Genomic DNA, 12,608 nt, shown 5'->3' with positions numbered 1-12,608 from the left:
GGCAGACGAGACCTATGCGCAGGCTCGCACGACCCTGGTTGGCCTGGGCCTGGTCTCGCTGCTGCTGGCGGTGGTGATCGGATGGGCGATCACACGCAGTTTGTTAAGGGAACTCGGTGGCGAGCCCCAGGCGGCGGCCGATCTGGCGCGCGCCGTGGCGCANNTCGAGTTGCTGAAGCGCACGCTGACCCTGCCCAAAGACCGGGAGTTGCTGCAACAGGTGATGGATCAACGGGTCAAATACATCGCGGGGCAGGAGGCGCTCATTGCGCTCATCATGGCCGACAAGCGGGAAGAGGCCAAAACCTATCTGAGTCTGGAGTTGCGTCCTGTTCTGGCGACCTACAAAGTTGCGACGACGGCGCTGATTGAGCTTCAAGTGGAGCTTATCAACTCGACCGCCAAGACAGCCGACGCTACCTATTCGCAAGCGCGCACCACCCTGCTTGGCTTGGGCCTGGTTTCGCTGCTGCTGGCGGTGCTGATCGGATGGGCGATCACGCGCAGTTTGTTAAAGGAACTCGGTGGCGAGCCGCAGGCGGCGGCTGATCTGGCGCGCGCCGTGGCGCAAGGTGATTTCACACAAACGGTTCATGTCGGCGTGGGCGACAGCAGCAGCTTGATGGCGCACCTTGGCGCGATGCAGAGCAGCTTGGCCCAGGTTGTCTCCAATGTGCGGCACGGCGCGGAAGGCGTTGCCACGGCGAGCGCCGAAATTGCCCAAGGCAATAACGACTTATCGGCGCGCACTGAAAGCCAGGCCAGCGCGCTGGAAGAAACCGCTGCCTCCATGGAGCAGCTCGGCGCCACGGTCAAACAAAATGCCGACAGCGCGCGCCAGGCCAATCAACTGGCTGTGAGTGCTTCTACCGTCGCGGTCAGGGGTGGCGAAGTGGTGAGCCAGGTGGTGGAAACCATGAAGGGCATCAACGACAGCTCGCGCAAGATATCCGACATTATTCAAGTCATTGACGGCATTGCCTTCCAGACCAACATCCTGGCGCTGAACGCTGCGGTCGAGGCCGCCCGTGCGGGCGAGCAAGGTCGCGGCTTCGCCGTGGTGGCCAGCGAAGTGCGGTCGCTGGCCGGTCGCAGTGCCGACGCAGCGAAGGAAATCAAGAACCTGATCAACGCCAGCGTGGAACGCGTGGAGCAGGGCAGCGCCCTGGTGGATCAGGCTGGCGCCACCATGAGAGAAGTGGTAGGTTCGATTCAGCGTGTGACGGACATCATGGGTGAAATCAACGCCGCCAGCAGCGAGCAGTCCGCAGCGGTGGGGCAGGTAGGCGAGGCCGTGACGCAAATGGACCAGGCGACCCAGCAGAATGCCGCGCTGGTCGAACAAATGGCCGCCGCCGCGGGCAGCCTAAGCGGCCAGGCGCAGGAACTGGTGCAGTCGGTCGCGGTCTTCAAGCTCGGGGCTGGTCAGGACCACCGCCCGGTGGCGCAGGTGGCGGCGGTGCGCGCCAACAAACCGAAGACGCCATCCTTTGCCAAGCGCGACCAGCGCCGCCTTGGCAACAGCTGATATCAGTTGGGGACAGAGCTGGCGCACTTCGTGTCGCTGCGGTCTGTCCCGCAAGGTATCAGAATGTCCCCGGCAACAAAATGCCTTTGTCCACGGTCTTGATGTTGGTGTGGCCGCAGAAGGCCATGGTCAGGTCCAGCTCTTTGTGGATGATTTCGAGGACCTTGTCCACGCCTTGCTCGCCCATGGCGCCCAGCCCGTACAGGAAGGCGCGGCCAATGTAGGTGCCTTGCGCGCCCAGGGCGCGTGCCTTGAGCACGTCCTGGCCCGAGCGAATGCCGCCGTCCATATGCACCTCGATCTCTTTGCCCACCGCGTCCACGATTTGCGGCAGGGCGCGGATGGAGGATTCGGCGCCGTCGAGCTGGCGCCCGCCGTGGTTCGAGACGATAAGGGCATCCGCGCCTGAGTTGACTGCGATTTTGGCGTCCTCCACATCCTGAATACCTTTGAGAATGAGCTTGCCGCCCCAGCGTTTCTTGATCCACTCCACGTCGCCCCAGTTCAGCGTCGGGTCGAACTGCCTGGCGGTCCACTCCGAGAGTGAGCCCATGCTCTCCACGCCCTTGACATGGCCCACGATGTTGCCAAAGCCATGGCGTTTGGTGCCCAGCATGCCCAGGCCCCAGCGCACCTTGGTCATCATGTTGATGATGTTCGTCACGGTGAGCTTGGGCGGTGCGCTCAGGCCGTTTTTCAGGTCCTTGTGGCGCTGGCCGATGATTTGCAAGTCCAGCGTCAACACCAGTGCCGAGCAGTTGGCGGCTTTGGCGCGGTCAATCAGGCGCTCGATGTAGTCGCGGTCTTTCATCACATAGAGCTGAAACCAGAAAGGGTGGCCGCCCGTTTCCTGGGCCACGTCTTCGATCGAGCAAATGCTCATGGTCGAGAGCGTGAAGGGAATGCCGAATTTCTTGGCTGCGCGGGCCGTCAGAATTTCGCCGTCGGCATGTTGCATGCCGGTCAGACCGGTCGGGGCAATCGCCACCGGCATGGCCACCGGCTGCCCCACCATGGTGCTGGCCGTGCTCCGATTCTCCATGTTGATCGCCACGCGCTGGCGCAGCTTGATGCTCTGGAAATCAGCCTCATTGGCGCGGTAGGTGCTTTCAGTCCATGAGCCGGAGTCGGTGTAATCGTAGAACATGCGAGGTACGCGTTTTTGCGCCAGAACGCGCAGATCTTCGATGTTGGTGATCACGGGCATGGAGGTCTCCTGTTGTTGGGATCAATGGTAACGGCCGAGTTAATCCGGTGGTTTGAAAACGAGGCGCGCCGGGTTGAAATAATTTCCGTGCCGGCTCAGCGCGGCGGCTATCGGGTATCAAGCCCCGCGAGCGCAGCTTGTCATTTGAATCACCCTCTGGTAAAAGTGGCCCAGGTCGCACTGGGAGTCATACGATGGTGGCACTACAGATTTTTTCTGGCGCAGGCACAGGCTTGCTGTTGGGCCTGCTGCTGGGGCTGTCCTCGTCGCCCGTCGTCGGCTTGGTCGTAGGCGCACTGGCGGCGCTGCTGGCCTCGCTGGTCGGCATTCGCGTCCACGCCAAGGAGGCGGCCGACGCGCCCGCCGAACCCGTCAGCGCGGCGCAAAGAAAGCTGGCCGCGCTACGTTCCGGCGTGTTCGGTTTTACCTGCGTGTTGAGTTTGTTGGGCGGCATTTACCTGCGCACGCACAATGCGCTGTCGCCGCCCCCGCCCACGCTGCTGCAACAGGTCGACGAGTTGAAGGCGCTTGGTTTCAGCCCGCAGGAGGCTCGAAAGCTGGCGGTGCTGCACACGCTGGACGCGGGCTCGCCCGTGGCCAAGTCGGCGCAAGAGGCCAAGGTCTCCGATGCCGCTACGATGCTGCGCAACACGACGCTGTTCGCCGACAGCACCGACAGCTGCGAGCGCCTGAGCGTTGACCGCTACAAGGACATGGCAGCGGCCATGGCAGCCTACCAGGCGATGGACAAACCCGTGCTGCTGCGCATTGCCACCGCCATCAACCAGCAGCTGGCCGACGAGAAAGCGCGGATGGCCTTGTTGCGCTCGGTCGTGGAGGCGCTATGCGTCGGGCGTTGACGGCGCTGCTGGCCGCTTCAGCGGCTGCGCTGTTGTGCCTGCCCGGTCCAGCCGCGGCGCAGATCGCGGAGGTGTTTCGGCGCACCAGTGAATCGCTCATCAAGATCGAGGCCGACAACAATGCGGCCTCGGGTTTCCTGTGGCATGACGCGTCGCACGCCGTCACTTCCCTGCACGTGGTGGACGGCAAGCAGCGCATCACCGCGCACTATGTCGGGTCTGACGGACGCATCGTGGCGTCTACCGCCGCCGTGGTGGAAAAGGTGCTGAAGGAGTCTGACCTGGTATTGCTGCGGCTGCTGACGCCGCAAGCCCGCAAGCCGCTGGCGCTCAACACGACGGCACCGAGCGTCAACCAATCGCTGGACGCCCTGGGCTTTCCGCTCAACATCGCCGGTTACAGCAACACCGGGGTGAAGGTCCGCTTTGGCGGCAACCAGTTGCGTACTATTCTTCCGCCGAAAGTGCTACGCCAGATAACCGACTACCCGAGCACCAGCATCGAGATCCTCAACCTGGAAGGCAATCTGGTGCCCGGCCTGTCCGGCGCCCCGATCATTGACAACGAGGGGCGCGTCGTCGGCATCGTCGACGGGGGGCTGGAGGAAGGCGCCATCGGCATCAGTTGGGGCATCCCCGCCAGCCAGCTGCAACGCCTGGCCCAGTCGACCGTCAGCAAGGTGCCGGGCGCGCCGCGCGTCGCCGAGCTGTTTGCGGCTGATTTGCAGGCCGGTGTCGAGCCCACTCAAACCTTTGGCCGCTTCGGTTTGACGAAAGTGCGAAGCCGCACTTACCAGCAGTTGACGGCCACCGCGGATGACCAGCTCGGGCTGACCCAGCTCACCCGGTTTTTCCAGGCATTCAATCCGAACTCTTTCCGCTACGACGTCTACCAGGATGCCGCCTCCGGCGCGACCGTGGTGGTGCCCGAAGGCGCGCGGCTTGCTTCCCAGGGTAGTTTCATCGTGGTGAGCACGGGCGATCGCCGGATGTCGATGAAGATCCAGATCAAGGCACTTGCCAGCCCGGTGGAGTCGCAAATGCAGGCGCTTGCGTTCGAGCAGCAACTGGTGGCATACGGTGGCAACGCGGTGGCGGCGCTGGACCCGGCCTGGAGCTACTTGCAGCCGATGACCCGCTTCGGCGTCACCATCAACCGCAAGGCCATTCTGCGCAGCGTGTACCAGGGTGGCGTGCCACTGCCTGACAAGTATTACTTCGAAACGCTGGCCAGCAACGGCCGCAGCCTGCTGGGGGTCGCCGCGGTGAACAACGACGCCAGCGTCGCGACCTTCAACCTGGAAGCCGCGTGTGCGCAAGGCCTGGCTGACGGGCGCTGCGCCGCAGTGCAGCGCTCCCGCAGAATTTGGGCCCAAATGGTGCTCGGGGTGCAATTCTCCAGCTTTCCCCAGCTTCAGTTTTAAGGGATCAAGCGGTGAGCGTGATCTTGCCCGCGCGCCCCGGCACGGCACTGGCGGCGGCGGCCTGCGCCGCTTGCGCCAGATCGAAGGAGGCCTCGACCGGCAGACGCAGTTCACCGCTGGCGGCGAGCCGGATCAGATCGCCAATCATGCGACCCAAGTCTGCTGGTGGCGTGGTCTCGGTTCGCTTGGAACCCCAGAAACCCCGGACGGTGGCCTGTTTGAAAATCAGGTTGTCGGCCCCGATCACCAGCGGTTTGCCGGACATCGCGCCGAAGGACACCAGCGTCGCCCCCACGGCCAGCACATTCATGATCTGGTTGGCGGCATCACCGCCAATCGAGTCCACGGCGCGGATGATGGGCACGCCACCGGTGATTTCCTTCACGCGGGCTTCCCAGCCGGGCTGCTCGGTCGAGACGCCGTGGCGGATGCCCAGCGCTTCGAGTTCCGCCACGCCGGCGTCGCGGCGCACCAGGTTCACGACATTGACACCGCGCGCTTGCGCCAGCATGGCCACGGTTTTTCCGACGGCGCCATTGGCGGTGTTTTGTGCCATCCATTCACCGGGCTTGAGAGCCAGGTCTTCCAGCAACATGGTGGCGGACAGCGGCATCGCGATCAGCTGGCAGGCCAGCGCATCGGGCACCGCATCGGGCACGGGAATCAGCTTCGCCGCAGGGGCCAGGAAGTATTCCGCCCAGGTCGCCGTGGCCCCGGCCATCATGACGCGCTGGCCTTTGCTCAAGTGCGATACACCTTCGCCCAGCGCATCGACCACACCGACGGCTTCGGTACCCGGCACCGCCGGCAGGGGCGGCTTGTAGCCGTAGACGCCGCGGATGATGGCGAGGTCGTGGTTGTGGATGGGTGACATGGTCATGCGCACCCGCACCTGGCCGGCCGCTGGCTCGGGCAGGGGCCGATCGGCCAGGGTCAGCACGACGGACGGGTCACCAAAGGATTCAAAAACGACACTGCGCATAGGGTTCTCCAAGGATAGAAAGGTGGGTTTGCGGAGCCATTGGAACATGACTCCCATGTCCTTGCTCAGGCCCGAGTCATCTGCGCGTCTCGTGTCCTGAGGGCTGGTTGACGTTGCAAAAACGGCCCCCAACCGCCGAGCTTCAGTCGCCGAAGCACACGCCCAGATCGCGCCCGGTCTGCAGCGTGTCGCAGTCTAGCGGCACGGCCTTCATGCGTCCGGCCACTTCTTCCAGATTGACATAGTTCACATTGGGAAACGCCAGTGCGACCATCACGCCCGACAGGCCAGCTTCGAGCGCGCGCACGGCGGCGCTGCCAAAACGCAAGGCGGCGAGCCGGTCAAACGAAGTCGGGCTGCCGCCGCGCAGCAAATGACCCAGCACCACGACCCGCGCGTCTTTGCCGGTACGTTGGGCCAGCTCGCGGGTGACGTGCTCGCCAATGCCACCCAGACGCTCGGCGTGCCCGATTTCGGCCGGTGCCAGCACCGCGCGCTGGCCATGCAGTGGCAGCGCCCCTTCGGCCACCATGACCAGGGAATACATGCGCCCCTCGGCGTCGCGTTCACGAATTTTGGCGGCCACCTGGTCCAGATCAAACGCGATCTCGGGGATGAGAATGGCGTGCGCCCCGCCCGAGATGCCCGCATGCAGCGCGATCCAGCCCGCATAGCGCCCCATCACTTCCACCACCATCACCCGGTGATGGCTCTCGGCCGTGCTGTGCAGGCGGTCCAGGCACTCGGTGGCGAATGACACGGCGGTGTCAAAACCAAAGGTGGTGAAGGTCTTGTCCAGGTCGTTGTCGATGGTCTTGGGCACGCCCACCACGCGCAGGCCTTTGCGATGCAACTCGTTGGCAATGGTGAGTGAGCCATCGCCGCCGACCGAGATCAGGGCGTCGATGCCCTCGCGCTTGAAGTAGGCCAGCAACTCATCGGAGCGATCGGTGTCGTTCACCGTGCCGTCGGCATTGAGCGTGGGAAAGTGAAACGGGTTGCCCTTGTTGGTGGTGCCCAGGATGGTGCCGCCCAGGTGAGCAATGCCGCGCACCTGATCGCGCGTGAGCAGCACCACACCGCCCTTGGGGTAATGCGTGGGCTGCAAGATGCCATTGAAGCCGTCCCGGATGCCGACACACTCCCAGCCCCGGTTGGCTGCGGCCGTGACCGCCGCCCGGATCACCGCATTGAGGCCGGGCGCATCGCCCCCGCCGATAGAGAGGGCGATGCGTCGAATGGGTTTTTTCATAGGGAGTCAGGCCTCAATTCTTTTGTTTGGAGTGCTCTTTTTCGTAGGCCTCATACGATTTTTCATTCAAGCGCCACGGCCGTCTTTGCTTGGCCAAGTGCATGATCCCACTGTTGCGCGATCACGTCGAGGGTACGCCGCGCCGCGTCCATCTGACTGGGCACAGGCGCGTCTCATCGCCGAGCGCCGCGAAGATCAACGCAGCATTTCCCAGCGAAGCGTTCTTCAGTGGCAGCTTCCCGGTAGGCGTGCTAGGGCGCGGTGACATGTTTCTTGATGTTTTCCATCTGCTCGTCCCAGCCCCCGCTGTTCATGCGAAAGGCTTCCAGGCGACGCATCGGCGGCACACTGTCAAAGCCGGATTCAACGACGCTCAGCACCGTGCCATCCGCGACGGTCTTCAGCTCGAATTCGACCAGCGTGGTCGGCTCGTTCGAATAATCAACGGCGGGATCAACGGCATAGGGATGCCAGCGAAAGGACAGCAATCGTTCTGGCTCCATGCGTTCGATCACCACCTCCCAGCCCAGGTGTTCGTAACCGGGATGGGTCATCTGCCCCTGCACACGCTGACCCGCCTCAAAGGTCTTTCCTTTGAGCGCCACCCCGAACCAGTCGCCGAATTCCCCGGCATTCGATAGCGCGCGCCAGACCCTGGAGCCCGGCGCCTTGAGCACAATCTCTCTCTCAATGCGATCAGTTAACAAGCTCATAAGCCACCTCCAGCTTGCACTATAGTTCGCCGGACGCTAAATGCGACCTTTGAATTGCATGTGCTTTCCTATGACCGCAGCTGTGCGACAGCTTCTTTCGATCGGCTGCACGGGGCTGTAACACATGAACCGCCATGGCGCCAGCCAGGGATGGCGCTGCACGCATCGCCAGAAATATTGAAAAATTGGCCTCCAGCCCCCGTGAAATATGCGTGAGAAGCTCCTAAGTTAATAGCAAATTCAGCTGACATGGGGTACCTCAACGCAGCGACTGCGCGGGCAGACTGGCTTGATGGGGCGGTTGTGGAAAGATGGCGAAACGAATGATCAGCAAGCAAGAGTTCAACGATGGCTGAAATAACGGGAATCGACCACATCTACCTGACCGTTTCTGACCTGGAGCGGTCTGAAGTGTTTTACGATCAGGTGCTGTTGAATGCGCTTGGCTTTCGGAAAAGCAAGTTTGCATTGGGTGGAGATCCCCACATTCAATACTTCAATCGTCACTTTGGCTTTGTGCTGCGCCCGGCGCGCCATAGTGCAAGCCACGATTCATATGCCCCAGGACTTCACCATTTCTGCTTGCGCGTTGACGCCATTGAGGACGTCTTTGCGCTTGCCCAAACCCTGATTGCCGCCGGCATCGCCGCAACGCCCGCCAAGCTCTACCCTGAATACGCCGCAGACTACTGCGCAACCTACTTTTCTGATCCGGATGGCATTCGGCTTGAGGTCACGAATTTTCGTCAAGAGCGCAGAGATCGGCACGACCACTGGTAGCTGTCTTGCCGAAGACTGCAAGCCGCAGCCTTCGGCTGGTCGATTTCAGGAATTGGCCAGATTCTCTTTGCGAAACTCGGTGGGTGTGAGACCGGTCGCCGCCTTGAACGCCCGATTGAACGGGCCGATGGACTGAAAGCCCGAGTCCAGGGCGATGGTCAGCACCGGCAGTTCGCGCCGGGCCGGGTCGGTCAGTGCTGCGCGCACCTCGTCAAGTCGGAACCCGTTGATGAAGGCGTTGAAGTTGCGGTAACCCAGCCGCTGGTTGATCAGCCGGCGCAGCCGGTACTCCGGCACGGCCAGTCGAGCGGCAAGGCTGGTCAGGCTCAGGTCGTCGCTGCGGTAGGCGCGTTGTTCGACCATCAGGCGCTGCAAGGCCTGGGCCAGACGGTCTTCGACCGGGTCCGGTGGCGCCAGCGCTTCGGCCCGTGCTTGCGGCGGCGCCGAATCGCTCGCCGATGCCGCTGTTGGATCGGTGGCAGCTGGCGGGCTCGCCGGGATCGGGTAGACCGGGTAGGTGGCCCCGGCGGACTGCTGTGTCGATGGAAATAGATGGGAGCTGCTCAGGTGCAGCATGCGGGACGCCACCACGACCACGATGACCAGCAAGACCACCACGTCGAGCGTGGCCGTCAGGCCCAACAGCCGACCTTGTGGCGATCCCAGCCGCGCGACCAGCGATGCCAGCGTATAGGCAATGCCGGTCACCACAATGAATGCGCGCAGCCGACGGCGCTCCTCCACCAAATCCGAGCGCCAGTGCTTGGCCGCGGCCATTGCGGCCAGCCCGGCGAACAGCAGCGGCACCCCCCGCTGCAGGCCCATCGTTACCGGCGCCAGCACGGATGCGCTGTTGGCGACCATCGCGCAGTTCAATCCACTCAAGGCGGCGACCGAAACCCAGGCCACTGCATGCAAGGGCCGCAGCGAAAATTCGTCGTCAAACAGCGCTTGCACGAACAGCCAGAACAGCACCGCATTGCCCACCGACACGGCGACGAGCGGCACTTGCCAAAGGCGTGGCACCAGCGATTCGAACAGCGGTGTTGAGCCAACCATCTGAACGCACAAGCACAGGCACATGGCAACGCCCACTCGCGCCGGCGCAGAGCGCGGGTGGTCCCGGTGCATCACCACGGCCAGCAAAATCAACAAGGCGATCAGCGCGCCGCGCATGGCGACGTCCAAGAGGGCAAGGAGGGGCAGAGAGTCAAGCATCCGGATTGATGGGTGAGGAAAGTTCAGACGATAGCAGGCGTGCGCCGGCCACTGTCAAATCACCGCGCAGCCACCGGGTCGTCAAACAAACCCGGCCCGTTGAAGCGGGCACGCTCGATCAGCAGCAAGCGCAGCTTGGTCGTGACGCCACCATTGGCGGAAAAGCCACCCGCGCGCCCATCGGCGGCAAGCACACGGTGACAGGGCACCACCGGCGCAAACGGGTTGGCGCCCAGCGCCTGCCCGACGGCGCGTGCCGCGCCGGGGTCGCTTAAGCGGCGCGCCAGCTCGCCGTAGGTGACGGTCTCACCCGGCGCAAGGCGGCGCGCCAGTTCGTACACCCGCTGATGAAACGGCGGCACACCGTCCATGTCGAGCACCACGTTGGACAAGTCCACTGGCGCCCGGGGCGCGCCACTGAGCAAGGCCACCACAGCGCGGATGGCCTCTTGCACCTGGGGTGGCGCCATGCCTTCGCCGCACTGCGGAAAGCGGCGGGCCATGCGGGCGCGGGTGGCGGCCTCGTCCTGCTCGGGCAGTTGCACCCCGGTCAGTCCGCGCTCGCTCCAGGCGATGCCGCAGTGGCCGATGGGGGTGGCGAAGAGGGCGTAGGCTTGGGTTGGCATGATTGGGGGGATGGTAATCCGGTGGCCTGCTGGGGCGAGTAGCGACTCAAGATGGTCGCCTTAGCCCGCCTCTGTCGCCGACTGACGATAGGATCCACTCGGTGGCCAGCGCGTAAGTTCCAGTTCATGTCCGGCGTTATTGATCCTTCTTGGATGCGAGCGCCTCGCCATAAAGCAGAGAAATTCTGTCCATCCATTGCGCAACGGAACACATGCGAAGTGCAAAAAGATACAGAAGGATGAAGGCGATGAGAACCCACTCAACGCCTCCAAAAACAAGTAGCCCACGCGCTGCCGATTGGGTGGAATGTCGGGGTCCAGGGCGATGATGGTGCCGGTGGTGGGAGAGGTGATGCGGGCCGCTTGTTTGCTTGAGAGTTTCAAGCCTTTTAGGCCTCCAGCCCCCGAATACTGTGCGCAAGTAGCTCCTGAATTAATAGCGAATGTGGTCTGCTGCGTGCCCATTTAGAACGACTCCATGCGTGCCGCTTCAAGCGGTGCTGCGGCGCGGGCCTTCATGTCGGCTGCTGCAAACTGCACCGCCGCCCAGATCGGCGCGCCGCTGGCGTTGCCGACCCACACGCCCACGGTGTAGGCCTGCGAGTAGCCCAGCGCCCAGTTGTCGCGCATGTCTTTGCTGGTGCCGGTTTTGACGGCGGTCCAGAAGCGCGTGGCCAGCACGTCGCTCACGATGAAGGTGGCGCGCGGGTCGATGGCAGGCCCTTCGACCCTTCGTCAAGCTCAGGACAGGCCAAGCTCAGGGCGAACGGATTTTTGCTCGGGGCGAACGATTGATGCGGCGGCACGAGCGGAAACGCTGGTCGGGCGAACGGTTGATGTTGCAGGTCGAACAGTCAGGGTGGTGGGGCTGTAGCGGCCGCCGTTGCCCAAGGCGCGGTAGGCGTTGGTGAGGTTGAGCAGCGACACCTCGGCGCTGCCCAATGCCAGGCTGTAGCCCCCGCAGAATGAGCGCAATACGCTATAAAAATATAGCTAATGCACGCGCGTGTGATGCCGCCCTCATCACGCAGACTTCGATTGAGACTGTGCTTTGACCACATGGCTCAGCCCATACTCGTCCAACAACTTCCTCACCACTTGGGCTTGCAAAAGGTCTTTGCGACTTTTGAGCGGGTCGCGGTCATGGCGTTGACTCAAGGCTGTTTTAATGCGCACGAAACTTTCCGGCGATGGTGCATACATGGTGGCCATACTGCCGTTGGTGGCCACCACCACTTGGGTAAACCGCCCGCCGTCCAGCATCGCTTGGCCGCTGGGCACCTGCACTGCCCAAAAATCTTCTTCAAATTTGGAGACTCGCAATGGATGTGGGTCGGTGCCCGCGGCGCTGTGCGCGGCGCGGCGGATGACATCAATTTCAAAACCCGCTGCATTGACTGCTGTGTATTTTTGGTCATCACGCAAGACAAAGGTTTTGTCCACCTTCTGGAAGATTCCCAGAAGCGATGTGTCCAGACGCTGCAGGGTGGTGGCGAAACTGAGGTACTTGCGGGTGTCCAGTAACAAGTCGATATCTTGCGTGGCGGTGGCCTCGGTTTGCACGCGCACACCGCAGGCTGTTTCATAGGCATACAGCGCATGGGTGCCTACAGTTAGAAAATGCTGTTGCAGACCTGCATCGGCCAGTGCATTGAGCGTATTCACCACCACATTGGGTACCCGCCCCACTCGCAGTGCGCGATTCACCCGTATGTGCTGCGCAACGGTCTGGCGCAATTGCTTTTGGCGCGCTTGCACGGCCACTTTGCGTGCCATGAAGCGTTCATAGATCTGCTCGTTCTCCGGTGAGTGCGGTCCCAGTGAAGTTTGTGCGCCAAAGGCCGCTACGCGGATCAGGTAGCGACGCCCAGTCTGCATGCGCCACATCATGGAGCCTCGAACCTCAGCCGCTGCCGTTTGGGCATCTTCCAAAGCTCGCCAGGAGGCTTCGGCGTCAATGTATTGACGTGTTTGGGCTTCGGTTAACTCGACGAAAGCAAGATTTTCATAGCTATTTT

The 12,608-nt window shown here is 62.7% G+C and carries 14 protein-coding genes; 4 read left to right on the top strand and 10 right to left on the bottom strand.

Going from position 1 to position 12,608, the window contains the following annotated elements; all coding sequences use genetic code 11:
- Positions 1 to 223: 223 nt before the first annotated feature.
- Positions 224 to 1,528: a methyl-accepting chemotaxis protein gene (locus tag B3V69_RS16435; RefSeq protein ID WP_422662611.1), complete on the top strand. Its 1,305-nt coding sequence runs from the start codon at positions 224 to 226 to the stop codon at positions 1,526 to 1,528.
- 58 nt (positions 1,529 to 1,586) lie between these two features.
- Here the strand turns inward: B3V69_RS16435 and B3V69_RS16430 are convergent, their stop codons facing one another.
- Positions 1,587 to 2,735, bottom strand: coding sequence for an alpha-hydroxy acid oxidase (locus B3V69_RS16430; RefSeq protein ID WP_296448083.1), 1,149 nt, complete (start codon positions 2,733 to 2,735; stop codon positions 1,587 to 1,589).
- 194 nt (positions 2,736 to 2,929) lie between these two features.
- Here B3V69_RS16430 and B3V69_RS16425 point away from each other — a divergent pair, with 194 nt between their 5' ends.
- On the top strand, positions 2,930 to 3,595 hold the full coding sequence (locus B3V69_RS16425; protein ID WP_296448082.1) for a hypothetical protein: 666 nt from the start codon (positions 2,930 to 2,932) through the stop codon (positions 3,593 to 3,595).
- Entirely contained in the window at positions 3,580 to 5,019 is a 1,440-nt protein-coding gene (locus B3V69_RS16420; RefSeq protein ID WP_296448081.1) for a S1 family peptidase, read from the top strand. Before B3V69_RS16425 ends, B3V69_RS16420 begins: the two co-directional genes overlap by 16 nt.
- 4 nt (positions 5,020 to 5,023) lie before the next feature.
- On the opposite strand, the gene B3V69_RS16415 is transcribed toward B3V69_RS16420, so the two are convergent.
- The 3 genes from B3V69_RS16415 to B3V69_RS16405 all read right to left on the bottom strand — a co-directional run bounded on the left by B3V69_RS16415 (position 5,024) and on the right by B3V69_RS16405 (position 7,966).
- A complete protein-coding gene (locus B3V69_RS16415; protein WP_296448080.1) occupies positions 5,024 to 6,001 on the bottom strand; it encodes a zinc-binding dehydrogenase in 978 nt (325 codons plus the stop codon).
- Between the two features lie 142 nt (positions 6,002 to 6,143).
- A complete protein-coding gene (locus tag B3V69_RS16410) occupies positions 6,144 to 7,253 on the bottom strand; it encodes a 6-phosphofructokinase (protein WP_296448079.1) in 1,110 nt (369 codons plus the stop codon).
- 251 nt (positions 7,254 to 7,504) lie between these two features.
- Complete coding sequence (locus tag B3V69_RS16405) at positions 7,505 to 7,966, bottom strand: SRPBCC family protein (RefSeq protein WP_296448078.1); 462 nt, start codon at positions 7,964 to 7,966, stop codon at positions 7,505 to 7,507.
- A 348-nt stretch (positions 7,967 to 8,314) separates the two neighbouring features.
- Between B3V69_RS16405 and B3V69_RS16400 the strand changes: the two genes are divergently transcribed.
- A complete protein-coding gene (locus tag B3V69_RS16400) occupies positions 8,315 to 8,746 on the top strand; it encodes a VOC family protein (RefSeq protein WP_296448077.1) in 432 nt (143 codons plus the stop codon).
- 45 nt (positions 8,747 to 8,791) lie between these two features.
- Here the strand turns inward: B3V69_RS16400 and B3V69_RS16395 are convergent, their stop codons facing one another.
- The 6 genes from B3V69_RS16395 to B3V69_RS16380 all read right to left on the bottom strand — a co-directional run.
- Positions 8,792 to 9,964 carry an AraC family transcriptional regulator gene (locus B3V69_RS16395; protein WP_296448076.1) on the bottom strand — a complete coding sequence of 391 codons (1,173 nt, stop codon included), beginning with the start codon at positions 9,962 to 9,964 and terminating at the stop codon, positions 8,792 to 8,794.
- Between the two features lie 59 nt (positions 9,965 to 10,023).
- On the bottom strand, positions 10,024 to 10,590 hold the full coding sequence (locus B3V69_RS16390; protein ID WP_296448075.1) for a methylated-DNA--[protein]-cysteine S-methyltransferase: 567 nt from the start codon (positions 10,588 to 10,590) through the stop codon (positions 10,024 to 10,026).
- 60 nt (positions 10,591 to 10,650) lie between these two features.
- The gene (locus B3V69_RS20840) at positions 10,651 to 10,974 is read right to left on the bottom strand and encodes a hypothetical protein (RefSeq protein ID WP_414707560.1); all 324 of its coding nucleotides are present in this window, start codon (positions 10,972 to 10,974) and stop codon (positions 10,651 to 10,653) included.
- 81 nt (positions 10,975 to 11,055) lie between these two features.
- Positions 11,056 to 11,280, bottom strand: coding sequence for a hypothetical protein (locus tag B3V69_RS20835; protein ID WP_414707559.1), 225 nt, complete (start codon positions 11,278 to 11,280; stop codon positions 11,056 to 11,058).
- A 51-nt stretch (positions 11,281 to 11,331) separates the two neighbouring features.
- Positions 11,332 to 11,565, bottom strand: coding sequence for a hypothetical protein (locus tag B3V69_RS20830; RefSeq protein ID WP_414707558.1), 234 nt, complete (start codon positions 11,563 to 11,565; stop codon positions 11,332 to 11,334).
- Between the two features lie 48 nt (positions 11,566 to 11,613).
- Positions 11,614 to 12,608, bottom strand: a 995-nt coding sequence (locus B3V69_RS16380; protein WP_349679225.1) for a GSU2403 family nucleotidyltransferase fold protein, incomplete at its 5' end; no start/stop codon positions are given.

The sequence above is a fragment of the Rhodoferax sp. UBA5149 genome, from assembly GCF_002413825.1.
Classification (GTDB): domain Bacteria; phylum Pseudomonadota; class Gammaproteobacteria; order Burkholderiales; family Burkholderiaceae_C; genus Rhodoferax.
This window is presented reverse-complemented; position numbering and strand designations above follow the sequence as displayed.